The sequence below is a fragment of the Flagellimonas sp. HMM57 genome (assembly GCF_021390175.1).
GTDB lineage: Bacteria > Bacteroidota > Bacteroidia > Flavobacteriales > Flavobacteriaceae > Flagellimonas.
Window position 1 is genome coordinate 1,904,463 of sequence record NZ_CP090004.1, and the last position, 23,884, is coordinate 1,928,346.

Genomic DNA, 23,884 nt, shown 5'->3' on the forward strand with positions numbered 1-23,884 from the left:
TGCCATGGCAACCTATTTTTTTCGACAATTCAGATTTTGGGCTATTTTTGTTCAAATGGAAACTGTTCTTAATAATGCGATTCAAATTGTGCTTGCCGATGATCATGCATTAGTGCGTGACGGAATCCGTGCCTTATTGGAAGAAGAAAACAATCTCCAAGTGATAGGTGAAGTATCCAATGGTACTGAGGCCATGGCTATGGTAGCAGAGAAACAACCTGATATTTTGATTATTGATATTCGAATGCCTGAAATGGGCGGTATTGAGGCAGTTGAAAAATTGAATGCCCGAAATACCAAAACCAAGTGCATCATTCTGTCGATGCACGATTCAGAAGAATATATTTTAAAATCGGTAAAAGCAGGGGCCAATGGCTATCTATTAAAAGATACGGATAAGAACGAATTTATAAAGGCCATACGAACTGTTGATGAAGGAGGCAAATATTTTAGTGGGGATATTTCAAACGTATTGGTGAACAATTTATTTGGTCAAGGACAGGCGGCTAACAAAGTAAACCTCTCAAAAAGTAGTAAAGCGAATGCCTTTGATCTAACCAATAAAGAGCTTCAAGTACTTGAGTTGATTTTGTCGGGTTATACGAGCAAAGAAATATCGGAGCAGCTGCAAAACAGCAAACGTACCATAGAAACCCACCGTTTTAACTTGATGCGTAAAATGGAAGTCAAAAATCTGATTGAGCTTTCTAAAAAAGCTAGAGAAGCTGGGTTGGTCTAATCATTTTCCATTTCTGATTTGGAATTGACAAATTAAACGTGCGAGAATTACCAATCTCCAAGAATAAAGCCTAACTATTACGAAATCTTTACTACGTATTACTACGTAATTTTCTATTTTTCTTTTTTAAAAAATAGCAAAAACCAAATAGGTTGCTATGCAGAAAAAAGAAAGCCAAGATACCATTTGTTCCTATTGCGGGGTAGGTTGCGGAATTACCGTAACCAAAGATAGTCGTGGAGCACTATCGGTTGTTGGAAATGAAGAGTACCCCGTAAACAAAGGGATGCTTTGTTCTAAGGGCAAGAACCTGAACTATGTGGCCCAAGATACGAGTGACAGAATCTTGTATCCAGAGATGCGTTGGAGCAGAAACCACCCATTACAAAGGGTTACTTGGGATATTGCGTTTAAGCGGGCGGCTGCAGTTTTCAAAAGTATTATTGACAAACATGGCCCCGATAGTGTTGGGTTTTATGTCTCTGGGCAATGCCTTACAGAAGAATACTATCTGGCCAATAAATTGACCAAAGGTTTTATTGGCACCAACAATATTGATACGAATTCCCGTTTGTGCATGAGTTCTGCTGTTGTTGGCTATAAAAAAACAGTGGGAGAAGACGCGGTGCCTATAGCATATGAAGATATCGAGTTAGCCGATTGTTTTTTGATTGCTGGGGCCAATCCTGCATGGTGTCATCCCATTTTGTTCCGAAGATTGGAAAAGCATAAAGAAGCTAATCCCAATATTAAAGTAATCGTTGTAGACCCAAGAAAAACGCAGACATGTGCCTTGGCCGATATACACCTTCAAATTTTACCCGGTACCGATGTTATTTTGTTCAATGCCATTGCGCGATGGTTGATCGAACGCAAAAAAATAGATACGTCCTTTATCAAAAAGCACACCTCAAATTTTGAAGCTTGCAGGCAAAGTGCTTTTAGCTTGACACTTAGACAAGCTGCGGCGGCATGTGGAATTACTCTAGAAGAAATTAAGAAAGCCGGTAAACTCATTGGTACTTCCAAACGGTTTATTAGCATGTGGACCATGGGGCTGAACCAAAGTGTAATCGGAACGGATAAAAATATGGCATTGCTCAATATTTCATTACTTACCGGACAGATTGGTAAGCCAGGTTGTGGGCCATTTTCGCTTACTGGGCAACCCAATGCCATGGGAGGTAGAGAAGTTGGGGGTATGGCCAATCTTCTTGCGGCGCATCGAGATTTGGGGAATCCCAAGCATCGAAAAGAAGTGGAGGAATTTTGGGGTGGAAAACCCATAAAGAAAGAACCAGGACTTACCGCTACAGAAATGTTCAATGCATTGAAAAATGGGAAACTAAAAGCCGTTTGGATTATCTGCACCAATCCTGTAGTGAGTCTGCCCAATGCCAAAAAAGTGGAAGCAGCACTCGAAAACGCAAGCTTTGTTGTTGTTCAAGATATTTCACATCGTTCCGAAACCACAACATATGCGGATTTGCTGCTTCCTGCGGCAGGTTGGTTAGAGAAAGAGGGCACCATGACCAATTCGGAACGGCGTATCAGTTATTTACCCAAAGTAATCGACCCACCTGGTGAAGCGTTGCCCGATGCAGAAATCTTATGGCGCTTTGGTCAAGAAATGGGTTATCCAAGTTTTGAATACAATTCGGCCAGTGAAGTGTACGATGAGTATTGCTTGATGACCAAGGGCACCAACATTGATATTTCTGGACTGTCCTATGAGCGTCTAAAGAACGAAGGGAGTTTTCAGTGGCCAGTTCCACATAAAAACCACAAAGGAACACCACGGCTATTTGAAGACCATAACTATTTCACCGTCAATGGAAAGGCTCATTTTAATGCTCCAAGAAAAATATATAACCAATCGGAACAAACGGATTCTGAATATCCACTGATATTGAATACTGGACGTATTCGTGACCAATGGCATACCCGGACCAAAACAGGTAAGGTCAAACGTTTGCTCACACATATTCCCACACCTTATCTTGAGATGAACAAAGTAGATGCTTATTTACATGGTTTGAAAGAAGAAGATATTGCGGTAGTTACCAGTAGAAGGGGCAGTGTACGGGTAAAGGTCAAAATCAACTTTGATATTCGGGAGAAAGTGGTCTTTTTGCCCATGCACTGGGGTAAAATCTTGAACAACGATTTTAGTAGGGCCAATAACTTGACGAACGATTTGATAGATCCCATTTCTAAAGAGCCGGATTTTAAATATTGTGCGGTCAAGGTCGAGAAATATCAAAAACCAAAACAAAAAATAGTGATTGTTGGCGCTGGTGCTGCCGCCTATCGATTTATTCAATCATATCGAGAAAAAAATGAGGACGACGACCTCTATGTATTTTCAAAAGAAGCCTATCCTTTTTATAATAGGGTGCTGTTGCCAGAATATGTGAACGAGGAATTGCCTTGGGAGTCCTTACTCAAGTTAAAGCGGGGAGAACTAGAAAGGTTGAATGTCAATCTTTATCCTTCAAATGGTATTTCACGGATAGATTCCGAGGAAAAAACAGTTACTGATGATAACGGCAAAACACATTCATACGACATTCTCGTATTGGCCACTGGTAGTCGGGCCTTTGTGCCCAATGAAGTTCGAATGGACTTGGCAGGACGTTTCACGATGCGTGAAAGAGGCGATGCGGATAGGTTGAAACATTATTTAAATGAAACAGGACTTGCGTCCAACCAACAACATGTGGTTATTGTCGGGGGCGGACTGTTGGGCCTAGAACTGGCAGCATCGCTTAAAAAAATCGATATCAATATCAGCATTATCCAACGTGCGCCACGTCTAATGGAACGCCAACTTGATGCCGTGGCCAGTCGCTTATTGGCCGAAGACGTCACCGAGAGAGGTATTCAAATCTACTTTGATAGTGAAGTGAGCACTGTTTTTGAAGAACAAAAAAGCAAACACACACTTCAAGTGACATTAAAAACAGGGCGGACCATAACATGCAATGCTATTGTTTATGCTATTGGTACACGACCCAATATTCAATTGGCAAGAAGCGCGGATATCAAAACACGTAGAGGAGTAGAGGTCAATTCGTACCTGCAGAGCAGTAGACCTGACATTTTTGCTTTGGGTGAAATTGCAGAATACAAAAATTCTTTGTTCGGGATCACTTCTGCTGCAGAGCAACAAGCCGACATTGCCGCTAACTATATTTTAGGTGACCTTGGAAGTATGTACTCGGGCTCTGTACTCATGAACATTTTAAAGTTTGAGAACTTAGATCTTTGCAGTATTGGGATGGTCAATGTTCCACCCGATGATAGTTCATTTGAAGAAATCATTTTGATGGATGTGCGCAAAAGGTTCTATAAAAAGTGTATCGTTAAAGATGATACGTTAAAAGGAGCCATATTGATGGGAGACAAAAATGAATTTGCAGAGTTTAAACGGTTAATCGAAGATGAAATTGAACTTTCCGAAAAGCGCGACGAACTCCTAAGGGGAACATCCAATACGGTTCCATTAAAGGGTAAACTCATTTGTTCATGCAGTCAGGTAGGCGAAGGAAATATTAAAGATGTAATTGCCAATGGATGTGATAGCTTCACTCAAATATGTGTCGAAACTGGAGCGGGTCTTGGCTGTGGTAGTTGCAAGCCCGAGGTGAAGGCATTACTTGATACGGAAGTAAAAACAGTAAAAGCATGAAAAATGACAACTTATATCGCATATTTTTAAAGGGTGGAGTGACTTCCCCTGGTGAGCTTAAAGATTGCATTACCATGCTGACATCAGTAGGATTGAACGAAGTCTATTTTGGTTCAAGACAAGACCTACTTTTTCCTTTGGACACTAAAAATAATATTGAAGACAATCTAACTCCTTCTTTCGGTAACGATGTAATTGGGGACCGAAGTTTTCAGAATATTGTTTGCTCATACGTATCGGCCGATATTTTTGAGATGACCTATTGGCTCAAGGGTTCGACCTATCTTTATATTTTGGAACAGTTCGATTACATACCTAAGTTGAAAATCAATATTACGGATCCCAAACAACGTCTGGTACCCCTATTTAGCGGAAACTTGAATTTTATTGCTTCGGACCAAGAAGACTATTGGTATTTGCATGTGGACTTACCGCATTGGGAGAAGGCGGCATATTATCCTGTTTTGGTTTACAGCTGGGATATTGTGAAAATTTGTAAGGCCATTGAGGCCATTTATACGGAGGCCAATACCATTGACACCCTTTTTTATATGCTCAATCAGCGTATAGATACTAACAACAAGAGTATCGCCAAGCCTTTGGAAATACCGTATTTAACGTTTCCGTATTATGAAGGGATGAACCGTATGGGTCTAGATCAATATTGGTTGGGGCTCTATTGGAGAAACAACAGATATGATTTGGAGTTTTTAAAGGAATTTTGTGGTTTTTGTTTGGACAATAGTGTTGGAAAGATTTGTATTACCCCTTGGAAGTCTTTCATTGTGAAAGGCATCAAACAAAAAAGCCGTCCGGAATTGGAACGCTTTCTTGGACAATGGGGCATTAATGTCAGGCATTCACAATTGGAAATGAACTGGCATTTACCTGTTGACGATACAGAGGCTCTAGAGCTTAAAAAATTCTTAGTACGTAGTTTTGACCAAAATGATATCAGTACTTATGGACTCACGTTTGGTATAAGTAATGAAGCGGGGAAGAGATCTCACTTTTCATCCGTGATCATTGAGAAAAACCAAGCTCCGGAAATTGTAAAGGAGTTTGCTGTAAGACCCACCTATAATGTGTTGTATTTTGAAAATTTTGACCCCAATACAAACAACTATATCTCTTATGCTCAGGATGTAGATAAGATTGAATTGCCTGGGCTCCTAATGGAACTCAGTAAAAAATATTTTGAACAACTGGGCGCAACAAAAAATAAAGAAACCGAAGTTTCGGAAAAAACAATGTCGCTAAGCGAAGTATACCAGTGCCCATCTTGTATGACCGTTTATGACGAAAGTCTTGGGGACAGCAAAAATGCTATAGATTCAGGCACAAAATTTGAAAAACTCCCTGAAGAATACGTTTGTTCCGTTTGTGGTAGTTCTAAAGATGCGTTTATTAAAACCGAATTGAAAATAGAACAAGCAAAAACGCTTGATTTGTAGTAATGGATACTGGCTGACCTTATAGTTCCCACTAAATGTAGCCAAACATTTATTACATTTGGCCATGCCTACTATCGATTATAAACAACAACTTTTACCCCTCCTCAAGACGCACTTCGGCTACGATTCATTCAGGCCCAACCAGTTGGAAGTAATAGAAGATGTCCTTTCCAAAAAAGATGTTTTGGCCATTATGCCTACCGGAGGTGGAAAATCCCTCTGCTTTCAATTGCCTGCTTTGGTCATGGACGGAACAGCAATCGTAGTGTCCCCGTTGATTGCATTGATGAAGGATCAAGTTGACGCTTTAAATGCCAACGGAGTGTCTGCGGCATATTACAACAGTTCACAACCACAAGAAGTACAACAAGCCATTTTTGAAGAACTTAAAAATGGAGCACTGAAATTATTCTACGTTGCACCGGAAAGCATTGCTCAGTTCAATACGATTTTTGAGGCATTGAAAATTAGCTTGTTTGCTGTTGATGAAGCACATTGTATCTCCTCGTGGGGACACGACTTTAGGCCAGCATACAAACAATTGGGAAGTTTAAAAACGAGTTTTCCAGAAGTTCCCGTAATAGCGCTAACGGCTACAGCCGATAAAACAACACAAGACGATATAGTAGAACAGCTTTCAATTTTAGATGCTTCGAGGCATTTGGCCTCTTTTAACCGGCCGAATTTGTATTTAGATGTTAGACCAGGACAAAACCGTGTCAAGCAGATTCTAAACTTCTTGCAAGCACGCTCCGATGAAAGCGGGATTATGTATTGTTTGAGCAGAAAAAGTACAGAAAAGTTAGCGGAGCAGCTTCGCAATTCAGGGTATGAAGCCCAAGCTTATCACGCGGGAATGAGTGCTGAGGAACGCACAAAAGTTCAGGAAGATTTTATCAATGACCGTACATCGATTATTTGCGCTACAATAGCTTTTGGGATGGGTATTGACAAGAGCAATGTACGCTGGGTCATCCACTACAACTTGCCAAAGAACCTGGAAGGCTATTATCAAGAGATCGGCAGGGCGGGGCGTGATGGCCTGCCCTCCCATACGTTACTTTTTTATAGCTATGCGGATGTATTCCAGCTGCAAAAATTTATAGCCGAAAGCGAAAATGCCCAAGTACAAAATGCTAAATTGGAGCGTATGCAGCAATTTGCCGAAGCGTTAAGCTGTCGCCGTATTGCATTGCTTAATTATTTTGGGGAACACGTTACCGAGGATTGTGGCAACTGTGATATCTGTAAAGCTCCACCATCTTATTTTGATGGGACGATACTGACACAAAAGATATGTTCGGCTGTTGCCCGTATGAAAGAGCAAGAACCCATGGGAATCCTTATCGATGTGCTTCGTGGTGCTCAAAACGCACAGGTATTTGATAAAGGACTTCAATATATTAAGACTTACGGCGCGGTAAAAGATGTTTCTTGGCAAGATTTGCAACAGTATGTAATTCAATTGCTCAACCAAGGCGTTTTGGAAATCAGTTTTAAGGAGAACAATCGTATTGCACTGACCCCTTTGGCAAAAGAAGTCCTGTTTCATAAAAAACAGGTGCAATTAGCAGAGCTGAATCAGGTGGAGAAACAAACTGAAAAGAAAACACGGCAGCAAACTAGTAAAACAGGCCTTTTTGAAAAGCTTCGTTTGCTCCGCTATGAAATTGCTAAGGAAGAGGGTGTACCAGCGTATGTAGTTTTTGGAGATGCCAGTTTAAAGGATATGGAAGCCAAATTGCCTCTCACCCCATTAGAATTTGCCGAAGTATCAGGAGTGGGAGAAGCCAAATTGGAGAAGTATGCCGAAGTTTTCCTGAAAGAGATAGCAATTCATGTTGAAGAATCAAAACCAAAAATTCCAACGCACGAGCAGTCGTTTGGTATGTTTAAAGAGGGATTATCTCCTTCGGAAATTGCCCAAAAGCGAGAGCTTACCGAAAATACTATCTACAACCACTTAATAAAGATGCATGCCCAGGGTGAGGAAATAGACCTTCAAGAACTAATTACTCTCGATGAACTTTCCAAAATTGAAAATGCCAAAATCAACTTGCCCGAAGCGGAAGGGTTAAAAGCGTATTTCGACTATTTTGAAGAGAAGGTACCCTATTGGAAGATAAAAATTGGATTGTATTTTCTGGATGTGTAATTTATGTAATATAGGTTTGATTACTATTCCTTGGTATCATCAAAATCCATGCTATATTTTCGTTAGCCTCCCTTTTCCGTGTACAGATACAGATATGAGCAATCGAAGGGCAGTCAAGTTGTAGAAAATAAGGATAATGGCTTATTAAGTACCATTCAAAAATCAACTTTAAAATGAAAAATCCCCTGTTAACAATACTTTGTACAACCTTAATTTCTTGCGGAACTCTAAAAGATAAAACAGCATTTGATACAATAGCTGTTGACATAAACTTGAATAGTGGTTTGTTTGATTCAACGGAGTTTATATTAAACCCCATGACTTTGCGAACGGAATCTGGATATGATAATGTTCCTGATTCGACACGATATATCATAACATCCAATGCAATTGTAAATAATGACAGCCTGAGATTGATGAGGTTTACGGAATTAAGGCGAATAGACGCTGACACTCTTGAACTGAATATCTACGAAACAAATCCTGCGTATTCCCAAAATTTGACAATAAAGATTGTTGACAATCAGTTTAAATCGGAATTTGATTATAGGATGCCGGGGCCACCGTTAGACCCAAAGGTAAAAACGCTTAGGCAAAAATTAACTGTTAAAGGAATTCCCAAACAACAAGGGGAAATGATTTTTGGAACATTTTACTTTAAGGGAATTTGTGTATCGGATTGTAGTGAAGAAATTGAAATAAAAGGTGCTTTTAAAGCCGAATTGGAATAAAAAAGATTGTTCCATAAAGTATAGAGGTCACTGAGCTTGTCGAAACCAAATAATGGTTAATGGGCCAATACATATTTCGACAGGCTCAATATGACATTCTAGATTACTTTTTACGCTTCACAGCTAGCACATTCTTTCTTTTGCTTGAATTTTTGTGCAGCATTCATGCTATGTTGATAGTACAGTGATTTTAAGCCAAGTTTCCATGCAGTAACATGGATTTTATTGATTTCTTTCACTGGCATATCTGGATGTACGATAATATTGACCGATTGCCCTTGATCAATATGATTTTGTCTATTGGCAGCTTGATAAATAATATCCAGTTGGTCAATTTCCGAATAGGTCTTGAACACATCTTTTTCTTCCTCTGTCAAGAAATCGAGATGTTGTACGGAACCATCATAATCCCTAATACTTCTCCAAACTTCTGTAGTGTTTTTCCCTTTTTCTTCCAAAAGTGCTAACAAGAACGGATTTTTGATGGTCGTTTTTACCTTGGCAATATCCTTAACATAGGTATTGGACCAAATAGGTTCTATTCCTTGTGACACTTGGCCCAAAATAAAAGCTGATGAAGTAGTAGGGGCAATGGCGTTCAAGGTGGCATTACGTCGACCATAGCCTTTTAAGACTTTTGGTTCTCCAAATTTGGTGGCCAACTCCTCGGAAGCTTTATAGGACTTTTCTTTTATTGCACGGAAAATCTCATTGTTGAGGTTATAGGCTTCTTGGCTATTGAACGGAAGCATTTTAGACTGTAATAAGGAATGCCATCCCAAAACACCCAATCCTAAAGCCCTGTTTTCTTTTGCAAAATTATAGGCGCGCTCCATAAAAAGAAAAGTCTGTCGGTCTTCACGATCATCGGAATCACGATATGCTTCTAACTTCTGGGTGAATTCGGTTATTACGGCATCAAGGAAATATACCATGGTCTCCACGGCATCGGTATCTTTCCATTTATCGTAGTGCAATAGGTTTACAGAAGACAGTACGCAAACAAACGACCAATTATCGTTGGAGGGCAACATGATTTCGGTACAAAGATTACTGGCGTAAATACTATGTTTTTTGTCCCTATAAACATCAGCCGCAGCGTTGTTCGCATGATCTTTAAAGAAAATATAGGGATAGCCCATTTCTCCTCTTCGCTGTAATACTTTTGCCCAGATAGAACGTTTTTTAGTATCTCCATCTATCATTTCCTGCATCCACTGGTCGGTTACAGTGACACCATGTGTCAACTCTTGGATTGGATTTCCTTCGGTGCCGATTTCCAAAAACTCCATAATATCTGGATGCTCTACTGGTAGATAAGGAGAAAAACGCCCCCTCCTAACAGAGCCTTGGCTCACAACATCTACCATAGACTCAAAAAGCTGCATGATGTGGACCGCACCAGATGCTTGACCATTATTTTTTACCTCAGCTCCTCTATGCCTGATCTTGCCAAAATACCCAGATGTACCACCACCAAGTTTGGACATCATCCCTACCTCGGATTGCGTGTAAAGAATGTTGCCCATATCATCATCGATATGAGATCCAAAACAACTGATAGGAAGTCCTCTTTCCTTGCCAAAATTGGACCATACGGGTGATGCCAAAGAGAAGAAACCCTGTGACATATAGCCATAAAACTTATCGGAAAAACCAGGTATCCCCAATAATTGTTCTGCCCTATCCGCAATTTCGCGTATGCGTTGTTCCGCAGTATAACCTTGCGTCAAATAGCCTGAGGCCAAAAAGTTTCTACTATGTTCGGTCAGCCATTCAAACCCACCATTTGATGCTGTGGCCAGATTTTTTAAGGCTTCTTTTCTTGCGTTTACGAGCTGGTCGCTATCGGATACTATTTCTGTTGTTTTAGGGGTTGCCGTGTGTTTTGAATCAATCATTTAAAAAAGGTCGTCACTGGTTATACTTTGTGTTCTTTTACTATAGTTAATGGAGCGTTTCACGAAGAAATCGCCATGTTTTGTACCGATAATTTCATCGTCGAACCATTCTGTCTGGGCCAATAATGCTTCATCGACTTCAAAAATCTTATCAATGCCTATACTCTCAAGAGAATTGTTGAACCTGTTTTTGATAAATTCGTTCACCAAGGATTTAGGCAAAAAGTCCAATTCTCCCTCCTCGAATATCCAATCCACAATCTTGCTTTCGGAAGCAAAAGCTTCTCTACACATATCTTGTATCATGTTGTGGTAATCGGCATTGAACCAATCAGGATTTTCGTCTTTTATGATTTTGATAACATCAATTCCGAAATCTCCGTGGATTTGTTCTTCTTTTGAAGTAGCCTCCACTACGTTGGAAATTCCTTTCAACATGTTTTTATGCTTGTTGAATGCCATGATGATCAAGAACTGCGAGAACAAGGAAACGTGTTCTATAAATAGGGAAAACAATAAAATTGATTCTGCATATTCCTTATTATCCTCACTTTTTGCATTTCTAAGGGCCGTTTCCAAGTAATGCACCCGCTTCATGATTACGGGTTTCTTCTTTAAATTTTTAAATTCCTCGTTAAGGCCCAAAATTTCCAACAAATGGGAATACGCATCATGATGGCGTACTTCACTTTCGGCAAAAGTAGCTCCCACTGATCCAATTTCTGGTTTTGGCATTCTATGATAAATATCTCCCCAAAAACTTTTCACGGCTACTTCAATCTGTGAAATGGCCAACATGGTGTTTTTTATGGCACTTTGTTCCTTGTTGGTAAGGCGCGCCTTAAAATCTTGTATATCACTGGTAAAATTGAATTCGGTATGAATCCAATAGGAATGTCTTATAGCAGGCACGTACTCGTAGAGCGCTGGATATTCGTAAGGCTTTAGGTTGATACGCTTTTCAAAAATATTGGACTTGCGTTTTTGGGCCTGTTCGTTACGATAGAGAATATACCCCTTTGCTACATCAAAAAATCCACTTTCCATCAATTTGTTCTCAACAAAGTCTTGCACCTCTTCTACGGTGGGCACGTAGTTTTTGTCCAATTCTTTACGCTTTAGGAGCGCATCATAAACAAGATGGGAAATACGGCCAGCATCGTCCATGCCTCCATGTTCCGCGGCCGTCATGGCCTTTAAAATAGCGTTTGTTATCTTGTGTAATTGAAAGGGTCGAGTAGCAAAGTCCCTTTTAATGACGTGCGTTATCTCCATAGTGTCTTGTGATTGGAATTATACTAAAAAAGCAAGGTATAAAGGTCAAATTTTATTGCCATTATTTTTTGTGGAAGGCATGGAGGTTTTCCACACTATTATCAACAATTTTAAATACAGGCTAAATTTTATAATCAAAATCACAATAAATAGAACTGTAAATTATTAAAAATCAAATACTTGTAATAGAAATGAAAAGCTAATGCTTCTCTGTAAAAAGATTTTTATTGAAAATGAAGCTTTAAATAAACACGGATTTTACCTTTTAGTTTGAAATGCTTTGAAAGAATTGCTTCAACAAAATGCTGAAACTTATTTAGGTTCTTTTTTGGGTAAATGAGCCACCTTTTTTTGAATAAGAAGAAGCCCAACAATAGTCAACAATGCATTGACGGCAATGTTTATAAATCCGAAGTCGAAGTTGAAACGGGATTTGAAAAATACACCTAAAAGATAGGTGGCAATTGGAGCCACAACGCAAATTATAGGAACGATATTATCCTTTATCTGCATTTTCGTGAACATTCCGAACATGTAAATTCCAAATAACGGTCCATAGGTATAGCCCGCTACTTTGAATATTAAGGAAATAACATCACCTTCACTATTGGAGAATGCCATGATAATGATAAAGACGACACCCGAAAACCCTAAGAGGACCCTGTTTTTTAATTTTTCCTTTTCTTCTCCGGATTTGTCCGAAATATTCAAAAAGTCATAGGTAAATGATGTGGTAAGTGCGGTGAGTGCAGAATCTACACTGGAAAATGACGCCGCTATTATTCCCAATAGAAAACTTATTCCGGCAATGAGTCCTAAATGGTTCAACGCCAAGTTTGGAAATAATGAGTCTGTATTTAGAAGTACACCTTTTTCGTTCATTTCAAGTAAAATGCCATTTTCTTCAGTATAGATGTACAACAATATACCAAGGCCTAAAAATAGAAATTGGGTAAGGGCGAGGATCAAGCTATAGGTAAGGGTGTTTTTTTGTGCATCCCACTGATTCTTGCAGGTAAGTGTTTTTTGCATCATATTCTGGTCAAGACCGATCATGGAAATGGCAATGAGGATACCTGCAATAAACTGTTTATAAAAATTATTGCTGGACTTTCCATCCCAATTAAAGATTTCGAAATACTTGTGCTCCGTAACAGCTTGAACAGATTCCCCTAAAGACAGATCCAGCGATTCCCCAATGGCGTATACACTGGCGACAGCACCAAAAATCAGGAACGTGGTTTGGAACGTATCGGTCCAAACAATGGTCTTGATGCCCGACTTATTGGTATAGAGCCATACGAGTACAAGGATGATAATGACCGTTACAAAAAATGGAACACCAAGCCGTTCAAAAAAAGCAAATTGAAGTATTTTACTTGCCAACAGAAGTCGAAGCGCAGCTCCAAAAGATTGGGACACCAAAAAAAACAATGACCCTGTTTTATAGGTTTTTTTACCAAACCTTTCTTGAAGATAGGAGTAGATAGAAACCAATCGCAACCTGTAATAGAGTGGAATAAGTACGAATGTGATAAAAAGATAACCAACAATATTACCAAGGATGAATTGATAAAAAAACAGGCTGTTGTTGCCTACCATTCCAGGTACCGAAACAAAGGTAACCCCAGAAAGCCCCGCCCCGATCATCCCAAAGGCTACCAAAAACCAGGGGGATTCGCGGTCTCCCGTAAAAAAGGATTCGTCGCTTCTATTTTTTGAAGTAAAGTAGGAGATGACCATCAACAAGATAAAATATCCTGCGATAACGGAAAAAACTAGGATGAGATTCAAAGTAACGGTTTGTTTTAAAGATTGGTCTTTAGCTTAACGTATTTGGTAATACTTGCAATTTAAGAATTTATAGGGCCTTGTATGCAGTTTGGGCTCAATTACCATTTGAAAATTAATTATTTGACGAAAAGGAATATGAATTAGCCCCGACTTTTGTACTCGTCAATCTTAACCGAACGATTTATTTTAAACTAAAACAATGGACAATTTTAACTTTAACCCCAAACTCATGAAAAAGAAACAAAGTACCCTAAAAAAACTTGGCATTTTATGTTTGAGCCTTTTTATACTATCCGCTTGTAGCAAGGACGATGACAACGATAACGGAACGGGAAATAGTGGAGCCGAAATCACCTCGTTCACTTTTCTGGCAACCGACCATGAAGGCCTATCGGAAGATGTAAAGGCCACGATAGACAAGGAAAACAAGACCATAAAAGCGGAGCTACCCTCGAATGTCGATATCAAGACGCTTAAACCGACCATAACGGTACCGGAAGGAGCGAGCGTTAGCCCAAAGGACAAAGCTGAGACAGACTTTAGCGAAGCGGTCATCTATACAGTAACGGCACAGGACGGCGGTGAGTCCAAGTACACGGTCACTGTGACCTTGGGGAAATCAAGTGCCAAGGCAATTGCCTCCTTCAAGTTTTTGGCGAGCGATAATGATGCCCTTTCAGAAGATATCGAAGCAGATATCGATGAGGAAGACAAAACGATTACCATAGCAATCTCTTCCGAGATCGATGTAACGGCATTGAAGCCTACGATATCCCTATCGGACAAGGCAACCATAGACCCAGACGACAAGGTAGCTATGGACTTTACCAACGATGTGACCTATACCGTAACGGCCGAAGATGGTTCCAAGGTGGAATATACAGCTGCTACCGCACTGACGGAAAGAGAGGCCCTTATTGCGATTTATAATGCGAACCCGGTTTTACAGTTCGAATGGAATCTAGATCGGCCAATATTTGGGTGGACAGGCGTCAAGTTCAATGATGAAGGAAAAGTAACGGGGCTCAGTTTTCCTTTTGCTTCGAGGGTAAGGATAAGCGTTATTCCTCCAGAGATCAAATATCTCCCCAACCTGGAATCTATCTTTATCGTAAATTCATTTTTTTTAGAGAGTCTTCCAAAAGAAATAGGGGAGCTCAAAAATCTAAAATCCTTAACGATTGCCCAAACCAAACTCAATGCCCTCCCCACCGAGATAGGAAACCTAAAAAACTTGACCAAGTTGAGCGTTTCGGATAACGAAATAACCGAAATCCCATCGAGCATTGGTAATCTTACCAATTTGGAAACACTCTTTTTTGGCGGAAACCTGATAACCACTTTCACCAAAGAAATAGCACAATTAAAAAAACTCTCTGTACTCGGGTTTGGGAATTCCGACATAGAAACTTTCCCAGCAGAAATAACCCAAATGACAAACCTGACCAGTTTGAATATCACTGAAAGCAGTATCGAGAGCTTACCGGACGAAATAGGGAATCTTGTCAATTTGACCCGATTGGACCTTAGGGAGAACAAGATAAAGGCAATACCGGCTTCCGTAGGTAGCCTTACCAATTTGGAAGACTTGATTTTGCATTTCAACCAAATTGCGGAGCTCCCCAGAGAAATAGGTAATTTATCGAAACTGGAGGCATTTCTTATTCAAGGTAACCCAGTCACTACAATCCCAAAGGAAATCTGCGCTTTGAATATTCCGAATTTCCAAAAAGGGGATGCAGTTTGTGAAAAATAAAAACACTTACAAAAACCTAAGCAGAAAAACATGAAACCCAACGCCTACGTGCTAAAAAGACGACCATATTTCTTTTTTGCACGTAGGCCTATGGTAAGCCGGTTCTTTTGAGGATGGGATGGTTTAAAAAGGCCCTGCGTATATTTTTTTGTCGACTATACTGTTCAAAATGAGCGATGTGGTCAATTCACCATAAATGGCCAGTCTCTCGTTAAGGTCTTCTAGATGTTTGGGATTTCTAACATAACCCTTCATGAGCATACAATCGTGCCCGGTCAATTTATGGCATTCGCAGATTTCCGGTACAGAAGAGATATAAGCTTGAAAATGTTCTACTTGCCCAAAACGAATTTTTATGGAGATGTAAACTCCGAGTAAATAGCCCAAACGCTCCATATTAATTTTAGAAGCATAAGCTTCGATAATCCCTGCTTCTTCCATTTTTTGAATCCGTTCAGCAACTGTAGGAGATGACAGTCCAACTTCTTTTGCAATATCCTTTAAGGCAGTTCTCGCATTGGATTGCAGTATTTCCAATATTTTCCAATTTGTCTTATCAACCTTCACTAATTAATATTTTTAATTAAAAACATTTAAATATAAGGAAATATATATTTTTTACATTATTAAATAATTAGTCGGTTGCTACTTTGATTTTAACTTTGTTGGACAAAAGAATCAGCAATGACAATACAACAATTAAATGAAAATGAATTCAATCCATACTATGGAAGATACATTCATAAGCTTTCCAATACGATGGAACTCCGAAAGGGTTTTAGTGCCCAACGCAATATAGTGATTGATTTTTTCCTGAATATACCAAAAGCTAAACTAGACTTTAGATACGGTGAAGATAAATGGACCGTAAAGGAAGTTTTTCAACATTTGATCGATACCGAGCGTATTTTTATGTATCGATGTTTTAGAATAGCAAGAAGAGATCAACTGCCATTGGCAGGATTTGACCAGAATATTTATATAGCACCTTCCGGGGCCAAAAAGAAATCGATTGAAGTGCTTGTTACTGAGTTTACTGTGAATCGTGAAAATTCTGTAGTATTATTGAACAGCTTAACTAACGATGACCTTATGTCCATAGGAAACGCTGATGGTAATGCAATGTCCGCTAGAGCTGCTGCATTCACCATATTGGGTCATGAAATCTGGCATATGGAAATCGTAAAAGAAAAATATCTATAAATGTTGGAATTAAGACTAAATTGTGAGCACTGCAATAAAGACCTTCCATATAATTCAACAGAAGCAATGATCTGTTCTTTTGAATGTACGTATTGTAGTGAATGTGCTTTGGAACTGTTCAAGAATATTTGCCCCAGTTGTGGAGGAAACTTTGAAAAAAGACCTCTAAGGCCTAAAGCAATGATAAAAAAGTATCCTCCATCCAATAAACGTGTTTATAAACCTAAGGATATAAAGGCTGTAGAGCTATTGATTGAAAAATATAAAAATACGAAACCAGAACATAGATGAAACCTGACTTTGCTATTTACCGACCAAGATTAATTGAATTTAAGGGAGTCAACAAAATCAATTTGTGGGATGTAAAAGTATACACCGTGACCAATAGGGAGGCTTTTCAATCCAAGAAAACGTTACAGCATATTTTTGATAAGCTCCCTACTTGGCTGGAGCAGATAGGAAATACAGAACTCCCAAATTATAAAAAGGCATTCTTGATCGCACACGAAGCAAGAGAAGGTGTCTGGATTTTATTGAATTGGTGGACTGGCGGTGAAATGATACAGACCAAGATTTTCTTTTCCAGTTATGAAACTCCTACCGCAATTACCACTTCGCCCTACGGTACAAATGCCTTATTATGTGTATGGGAATTGGAAATTTTTGCACATGAGCGACAAGCTTGGATCAATACTGTTTTAAATGGAAAACCAAGTTTTGAATGCTATTTGAGAGATACACTTACTACGGCGCAATCAAAAAACCGGATAACATAAAAGAAAGGATTTTGAGAAGCTTGTCTTTTTGGGATAACCTATGCAGATTGTTTGGAATTTTGTATCTACTGGGTATTTGTTTTATTGTGGTAAGTTATTCTGAAATTCAAGGAGATAAAAGGCTGGCGAAAGACATCATTGAAAAAGACGTTGACATTTCAATACATCAAACAAATCTAAAAGATGAAAATAGTAACACAAATACGTTTTGCAAGACCAGATGATGTTGAAGCTATAATTGATCTTTGCGAAGCTCATGCCATTTATGAACAATCCAGTTATATCCGAAATGGAAAAAATAGTAAGCTAAAAAAAGACCTGTTCGGCAAAAAGAAAAAGCTGTACTGTCTAGTAGTGGAAAGTAATGACGAGTTGATAGGCTATGCCACATACATGAAGCAGTATGCTACGTGGAGCGCCAACGATTATATTTATATTGATTGCCTTTTCTTGAAAGAGCTTGCAAGAGGCATGGGAGTAGGCAAAAAACTCATGCAGCGAATAAAGGTTGAAGGGGAACAAATGGGTTGTCGAAGAATGGAGTGGCAAACGCCCTACTTTAATCAAAGTGCGATAAAGTTCTATAACCAAATAGGTGCATCTTCAAAAACAAAAGAGCGGTTTTTTCTCCACCTAGAGTAATGAAAAAATGACTAAAACAATACTTTAAAAGTACATCCTCACTACTTGTGAAAAATTGAGTTTTTAACTAGTTAAATAAAAATTTAGCGCAACCTTTTTGTAGTTTAAACCTCTTGTTACCGTAATATTCTTATGGGATTTTATGCGTAAAAACCTATCAGAAAACTAACAATCAACCTTTTAAACAAGAAGTATCGCTAAATATAGAGATAAATATTACGACCATTTTTCCACCATAGAATACAGTAAGCCTCCCCAATTTTTTAATGACAAGAACTATATGATGCGTTTTGTTACTCCTTTGGGAAACTACGTTTTTGATGATAATAGTTTGACAATAATCTTTTTTAAAGATGGTGTGGGGGAGCTCCATTGGAAGCACAAAAGTGTTAAGGTCGGAGAAAATAGATTTATAGTGATCAATCCTAGTTCAGGATGGAAGTATAGCAACGAGAAAGAGGAATATATTGATGTGCTGAGCCTAATCATCTCCGATACCTTTAGGAAACAGCTCAATTTTTATAACAATGCTACTATAAAACAGCTATTGGATACTCCTTTTAATCAAATTGATGAAAGCTCTTTCTACATGGAAAGCCCATTGAATGCGGATTACTTTCCCTCAGGAAAGCTTTTAAAATCCATACATCAACAAAGTACTAATGAAGAATTTAAACTCTTTTCTCCCGAAGAGCTGTCTATAGAAGTTTTACAAAGAATATCTGAAGAACAGATAAATGCATACAACCATGTCAGTAAAATAGTAGCAAAGAAAAAGAGTACTCAACTAGAAATATATAGAAGATTGCTGATTGTTTACGAATACATTCATGACAATATCGCTAATCCCATATCATTTCAAGAGTTAACACTGGAATCATCTTTGTCCAAATATCATCTTTATGAATCCTTCAAAGCTGTTTACGGCAAGACACCTCATAAATACATAAATTGGCTCAAGGTGACCAAAGCAAAAGAACATCTTGAAGAAGGCTTATTCTCAATAAGCGAGATAGCTGATTTGCTTGGATATAGTGATTTATCGGTATTTAGTAAGGTATTCAAAAAGGTATATGGTAAGTCGCCTTCATATTATCAAAAATAACAGTACGTCAATTCTGCTGAAAGTTTTTATGTAAATGAAAATTCATAAAAACTTGACTTTTTGACAAATCAAAAATGGCACTGTGCTCTTATTTTGACCAAGATTTTTGAAACAGCAATAAATTTCCTGATGAGGCAACAATTTGTATGAGACCGTTCGAGTTCCTTTTATTTTTAGAAGTGTGCCTTGCAATACTTTGGCTAGTTGCGAACAGAAGAATCAGAAGGAAATCTATTTTGGCAGTTGTACTCCTGATTCCTTTTGGATTGCACTATTACTTGGAAGGAATACGATGGCAAATGTTTTTTGTTTATGGTATTTCTATAGTGCTTATTGTAGTCAATGTCAACAGATGGAAGAATACGATATTTCGAAAAGTCATATTGATTATGACCTTACTATTTATATTGGTGAGTGGAACTGTAAGCATTTTGGTTCCTGTTTTTGAGTTTCCAGAACTGGTTTCCAAGTACAGGGTTGGTACTTACAACCTAACACTTAAAGACACAAAAGGGAAACACAGGGATATTTTGGTAAAATTTTGGTTTCCAGCCAGTCAAGAAACTATAGAACGCAGTAAATATCTTCAAAACCGAGAACGGTCCCTAGATGGATTAATGGGAATGCCAAATTTTGTATTTGGGCACTTGTCCCTAGTGGAAACAGCTGCCTATTATACTATGGAAGTTATCGAAGGTGCTGCTAAATTTCCATTGGTCATATATTCACATGGAGCAGCGAGCACTAATTTGGACAACACCGCTTTGCTTCAAGAAATCGCAGGAAATGGATATGTGGTTATGGCCATAGATCATAATTTTTCGTTCGAACGCTATGGTCTTGACAAGTCCAATGCCACAACCTTAACTTTTAAAGCCCAAAAAAAGTTCATTCAAGATTTGGTACAAAAAGTGGTTCCCAACCAAGTGGACGATATTTTGGTTTCACTTCAAAACATCAAGAACAACGATTTTTTCCTCGCCAACCATATCAATTTTGATCAAGTAGTCTTGATGGGACATTCTTTGGGAGGAACAACTGCTACCGTTGCAGGTCTAGAGGATAAAAATATAAAATCCGTCATCAATGTTGATGGGCCAATAAGTTTAACATCGATAGAAACGTTTGATGTTCCGTTGCTGTATATAAGCTCATTTTCCCCTACATTACCCGATGAGGAATTGGAAGAAAAGAATCTCCCAAATGTTAAACTGTATCAAAAAATCAAGAAGCTTGAGCTTGATGGTGTGAAAAAAATAATGGAGGAAAATTTTGAGAAATCCCACTGGGTAAGGTTTAAAAATGCAGGTCATATGGATTTTACGGACCTTCCTTATATAGTGCCCACAATGGCCACAAAAGGATATGACAAAAAGGAGGGTCACGCTTTAAAAAGTAAGGTAATTATCGATTTTTTGAACTTTAGCGTAAAAGAATCCCACAATTTTATAAAGGAAAAAAACCATTCGCTGGAGTGGATACAATAACTGCCCACAAATAGGATTCTTTTAAAGATTCGTTGTACAAAGCATTTAAAAACAAATGCTTACAAAGATTTAATGTAAGGTCAAATTAACCTATAGGGTCAGAATAAAAACTTCGTAAAAATTAATTTTCTGACGAGCTTTTTCAAAAAAATTGATTTTTTGACAAACAAGGGTATAGCTTCCGCTTCTAACTTTGTAGTCGTCAATATCAACATTAAAGTCTAAATTCTTATGAAAAAAGACATTTTTTTCTTTTTCTTTCGTAATTATTTTATTCCAAAAACTATAATGCAATCTTTTTACATGGCAATGCACCAGATGTTGCAGCGCATAGATTTTGTCAAAGACGAGAATCGATTATTTCCATTGGTTCATATGCCCGGTGATTAAGCTGGCGCTATAAACCTATTGCCCAATCGTATGCATCGGGCACACTTCAGAACACACTTGAAAATGATTTAAAAGAACAATGAGGCATTCTTAAAGATGCCTTACTGAAAGACCTGTGTCAATGTTAACAAAAAAGAATTCATTTTTAAACCCAAACTCATGAAAACCTCACACAAATACGTAAAAAACTTGAGCATTTTATGTTTAAGTCTATTCATACTGGCATCTTGCAGCAAGGACGATGACAACGACAATGGTACCGAGATCGGCAAGGAACCCGACAAGGAAGTGGAAAAAAGTGATGCCAAGGCAATCACGGCCTTTAGCTTTTTGGCCGCTGATAACGAGACACTGTCCGAGGATATACAGGCATCCATAGATAAAGAGGCCAACACGATTACGGCAACCGTTCCTTTTGTAGCAGAAGTAAAGGCACTGAAACCTACCATTGAACTGTCCGAAAAGGCAACTGTGGACCCCAAGGATGAAGCAGTAGCTGATTTTAGCGAAGCGGTCACCTACACGGTAACGGCCGAGGATGGCAGCGAAATGGAATATACCGTTACGGTAACGATAACCGCTCCTACGGAGCGGGAGGTACTGGTTAAACTTTACAACGCTAACCCGGGCAACCGTTTGGGATGGAATTTAAAGAACGATGACATGTCCAACTGGGAAGGGGTTACCTTGGAGAATGGCAAGGTTACGGAACTAAGACTTTCAGAAAAGGGCCTGACCATTTTGCCCAAAGAAATTGGAAGCCTTTCAGAACTAGTGGTCTTATACGTATATGGCAATGGGATAAGCGAGATACCCAAGGAAATAGGGAATCTTGAAAATCTTGAAATATTGTCAATAGGGAAAAATTTTCTGAGTACGGTACCAAACGAAATATGGAATCTTAGAATGCTCAAAGAACTGTTTATAACTCAAACAAGAATCAGTAGCATTCCCCCTGATATTGAAAACTTAACAAATCTTGAACGCCTTGTCTTAAGTAACAACAGGATCAGTAGCATTCCCAGGGAAATAGGTAACCTTACCAAACTTTGGTCTTTTTTAGTAGACCGAAATCGCTTGGATACAATTCCTAAGGAGATATGTGACCTGAACCTCCCAAGTTTTAGTATTGGAAATGCAGTTTGTGAAGAATAAAGATTAATGTATAAACAACATAAAACATATGAACACATATATCAAAAAAACAGGCATTTTGTTTCTGGTCCTTTTTGTACTGGCCTCCTGTAGCAGTGATGACAACAATGATGGCGGTGGTGAGACCGAAGAAGAACTGAGCGATGCCAAGACGATTATTTCCTTTGTTTTTTTGGCAAGCGATAATGAAGTGCTGTCGCAGGACTTTGAAGGTATCATCGATGAAGATAACAAGACGGTAGAAGTAACCCTTCCTTCAGAAACGGATGTGTCTGCCTTGAGCCCTACCATAGAGATTTCCGAAAATGCCACGGTAAGCCCAACAGGCGCGGATGGTATTGATTTTACGAAAACCGTTGCCTATACGATTACGGCTGAGGATGGCACTTCCGTAACATATAATGTCACAATAATGGAGATGTTGTCGGCAAAAGAAGTATTGACCCATATTTATGAGGCCAACCCGAACAACACGCTCAACTGGGATTTGGAAGATGGGGACATCTCCAGCTGGGAAGGGATCACCTTGTCGGATAGTGGGATTTCCAGACTAAATATATACAATAAGGGAATCAATACGCTTCCTGCCGTTATAGGGGACCTCGTAACATTGGATACATTGTTTATTCAGGAAGATGAATTAAGTTCAGTGCCTCCCGAAATAGGAAAACTCCAAAACCTTAAAGCGCTCTATTTTGACTCTAAGCAATTAAGCGAATTACCCGCCGAAATAGCAGAGCTGTCCAATTTGAAAGCGTTTTACCTATACGCAGAGGAATTCACTGCTTTTCCCGAAGAGATAACGAAACTAAAAAACCTAGAGGAACTTTGGTTAAGGGACAGTCGGGTAGAAAGCTTGCCAACTGCTATTGGGGATTTGACAAACCTAAAGGTGTTGAATTTTGCTAACAATTCATTGACCGGTCTTCCATCGGAAATAGGGCAACTGCAAAACCTTAGGGAGCTTAACCTTTACGACAATGGAATCCAAGAACTCCCGAACGAGCTTTGGAGTTTGGGCCAATTGGAAGACTTGGACTTGGGGGTGAATCCATTGTCCAATGTACCCGACGGGATAGCCAACTTAAAGGGAAGCCTACAAATCTTGAATTTGTTCAGAACCCGTTTAACCAGTTTCCCTACGGGAGTTACCAGTCTAGAAAACCTAAGGGAACTGAGAATGCACTCAAATAGTATAAATGAAATACCGGCCGAAGTGGAAAACCTAAGTTCCATAGAGCTACTTGCGCTTTCCTATAATTCATTTACCACACTTCCACCAGAGATAGGAAACTTGACAACGCTTGTTTATTTATCTGTAGGGGATAATAACAATCTCACCAGTTTGCCAAAGGAAATCGGGAATCTTACTAATCTTGAAGAGTTCAGTGTACAGTTAAGCAATATAACTACGCTTCCTGTAGAAATAGGAAGTCTGGTAAACCTTAAGAAACTGTATCTGAGTTTTAACAAAATCAGTGAGTTGCCTTCGGAGATGGGCAAGCTTACCAACCTAGAAAAACTCTATTTAGGCGGTAACCAGATAACCAGCATTCCCAAAGAAATCTGTGATTTGGATATTGATGACTTCCAAAAGGACGACGAGGCCATCTGCGAAGAGTAGCGATCA

The 23,884-nt window shown here is 39.0% G+C and carries 19 protein-coding genes; 15 read left to right on the top strand and 4 right to left on the bottom strand.

Annotation, left to right across the window (positions count from 1 at the left end):
• Positions 1-55 precede the first annotated feature (55 nt).
• From LV716_RS08415 to LV716_RS08435, 5 genes are all read left to right on the top strand, one after another.
• Entirely contained in the window at positions 56-739 is a 684-nt protein-coding gene (locus LV716_RS08415; protein WP_163417301.1) for a response regulator transcription factor, read from the top strand.
• 157 nt (positions 740-896) lie between these two features.
• Positions 897-4,430 carry a nitrate reductase gene (locus LV716_RS08420; RefSeq protein ID WP_163417302.1) on the top strand — a complete coding sequence of 1,178 codons (3,534 nt, stop codon included), beginning with the start codon at positions 897-899 and terminating at the stop codon, positions 4,428-4,430.
• Positions 4,427-5,884: a rubredoxin gene (locus tag LV716_RS08425; protein ID WP_163417303.1), complete on the top strand. Its 1,458-nt coding sequence runs from the start codon at positions 4,427-4,429 to the stop codon at positions 5,882-5,884. Before LV716_RS08420 ends, LV716_RS08425 begins: the two co-directional genes overlap by 4 nt.
• A 64-nt stretch (positions 5,885-5,948) precedes the next feature.
• Positions 5,949-8,039 (top strand): DNA helicase RecQ, encoded by a 2,091-nt coding sequence (gene recQ / locus LV716_RS08430; RefSeq protein ID WP_163417304.1) that lies wholly within the window; start codon positions 5,949-5,951, stop codon positions 8,037-8,039.
• 173 nt (positions 8,040-8,212) lie between these two features.
• Entirely contained in the window at positions 8,213-8,770 is a 558-nt protein-coding gene (locus LV716_RS08435) for a hypothetical protein (RefSeq protein WP_163417305.1), read from the top strand.
• A 110-nt stretch (positions 8,771-8,880) separates the two neighbouring features.
• On the opposite strand, the gene LV716_RS08440 is transcribed toward LV716_RS08435, so the two are convergent.
• The 3 genes from LV716_RS08440 to LV716_RS08450 form a co-directional block, all read right to left on the bottom strand.
• The gene (locus LV716_RS08440) at positions 8,881-10,671 is read right to left on the bottom strand and encodes a ribonucleoside-diphosphate reductase subunit alpha (protein ID WP_163417306.1); all 1,791 of its coding nucleotides are present in this window, start codon (positions 10,669-10,671) and stop codon (positions 8,881-8,883) included.
• The gene (locus LV716_RS08445) at positions 10,672-11,946 is read right to left on the bottom strand and encodes a ribonucleotide-diphosphate reductase subunit beta (RefSeq protein ID WP_163417307.1); all 1,275 of its coding nucleotides are present in this window, start codon (positions 11,944-11,946) and stop codon (positions 10,672-10,674) included.
• 312 nt (positions 11,947-12,258) lie between these two features.
• The gene (locus tag LV716_RS08450) at positions 12,259-13,740 is read right to left on the bottom strand and encodes a sodium:solute symporter (protein WP_233759262.1); all 1,482 of its coding nucleotides are present in this window, start codon (positions 13,738-13,740) and stop codon (positions 12,259-12,261) included.
• A gap of 229 nt (positions 13,741-13,969) precedes the next feature.
• On the opposite strand from LV716_RS08450, the gene LV716_RS08455 reads away from it, so the two are divergent.
• On the top strand, positions 13,970-15,496 hold the full coding sequence (locus LV716_RS08455) for a DUF5018 domain-containing protein (RefSeq protein ID WP_163417308.1): 1,527 nt from the start codon (positions 13,970-13,972) through the stop codon (positions 15,494-15,496).
• Positions 15,497-15,619: 123 nt separating this feature from the next.
• Here the strand turns inward: LV716_RS08455 and LV716_RS08460 are convergent, their stop codons facing one another.
• A complete protein-coding gene (locus LV716_RS08460; protein WP_163417309.1) occupies positions 15,620-16,063 on the bottom strand; it encodes an Lrp/AsnC family transcriptional regulator in 444 nt (147 codons plus the stop codon).
• A 117-nt stretch (positions 16,064-16,180) separates the two neighbouring features.
• Here LV716_RS08460 and LV716_RS08465 point away from each other — a divergent pair, with 117 nt between their 5' ends.
• The 9 genes from LV716_RS08465 (at position 16,181) to LV716_RS08505 (ending at position 23,878) form a co-directional block, all read left to right on the top strand.
• The gene (locus LV716_RS08465) at positions 16,181-16,699 is read left to right on the top strand and encodes a DinB family protein (RefSeq protein WP_163417310.1); all 519 of its coding nucleotides are present in this window, start codon (positions 16,181-16,183) and stop codon (positions 16,697-16,699) included.
• Positions 16,700-16,990 (top strand): DUF1272 domain-containing protein, encoded by a 291-nt coding sequence (locus tag LV716_RS08470; protein ID WP_163417311.1) that lies wholly within the window; start codon positions 16,700-16,702, stop codon positions 16,988-16,990.
• Positions 16,987-17,475 (top strand): hypothetical protein, encoded by a 489-nt coding sequence (locus LV716_RS08475; RefSeq protein ID WP_163417312.1) that lies wholly within the window; start codon positions 16,987-16,989, stop codon positions 17,473-17,475. Before LV716_RS08470 ends, LV716_RS08475 begins: the two co-directional genes overlap by 4 nt.
• Before the next feature lie 183 nt (positions 17,476-17,658).
• Entirely contained in the window at positions 17,659-18,117 is a 459-nt protein-coding gene (locus tag LV716_RS08480; protein ID WP_163417313.1) for a GNAT family N-acetyltransferase, read from the top strand.
• 280 nt (positions 18,118-18,397) lie between these two features.
• Complete coding sequence (locus LV716_RS08485) at positions 18,398-19,222, top strand: AraC family transcriptional regulator (RefSeq protein ID WP_163417314.1); 825 nt, start codon at positions 18,398-18,400, stop codon at positions 19,220-19,222.
• A gap of 146 nt (positions 19,223-19,368) precedes the next feature.
• On the top strand, positions 19,369-20,709 hold the full coding sequence (locus LV716_RS08490) for a hypothetical protein (protein ID WP_163417315.1): 1,341 nt from the start codon (positions 19,369-19,371) through the stop codon (positions 20,707-20,709).
• Between the two features lie 231 nt (positions 20,710-20,940).
• Positions 20,941-21,099, top strand: coding sequence for a hypothetical protein (locus tag LV716_RS08495; protein WP_163417316.1), 159 nt, complete (start codon positions 20,941-20,943; stop codon positions 21,097-21,099).
• 159 nt (positions 21,100-21,258) lie between these two features.
• Positions 21,259-22,254, top strand: a complete 996-nt coding sequence (locus tag LV716_RS08500; RefSeq protein ID WP_163417317.1) for a leucine-rich repeat domain-containing protein — start codon at positions 21,259-21,261, stop codon at positions 22,252-22,254.
• 28 nt (positions 22,255-22,282) lie between these two features.
• Positions 22,283-23,878: a leucine-rich repeat domain-containing protein gene (locus LV716_RS08505; RefSeq protein ID WP_163417318.1), complete on the top strand. Its 1,596-nt coding sequence runs from the start codon at positions 22,283-22,285 to the stop codon at positions 23,876-23,878.
• The last annotated feature ends 6 nt before the right edge of the window (positions 23,879-23,884 follow it).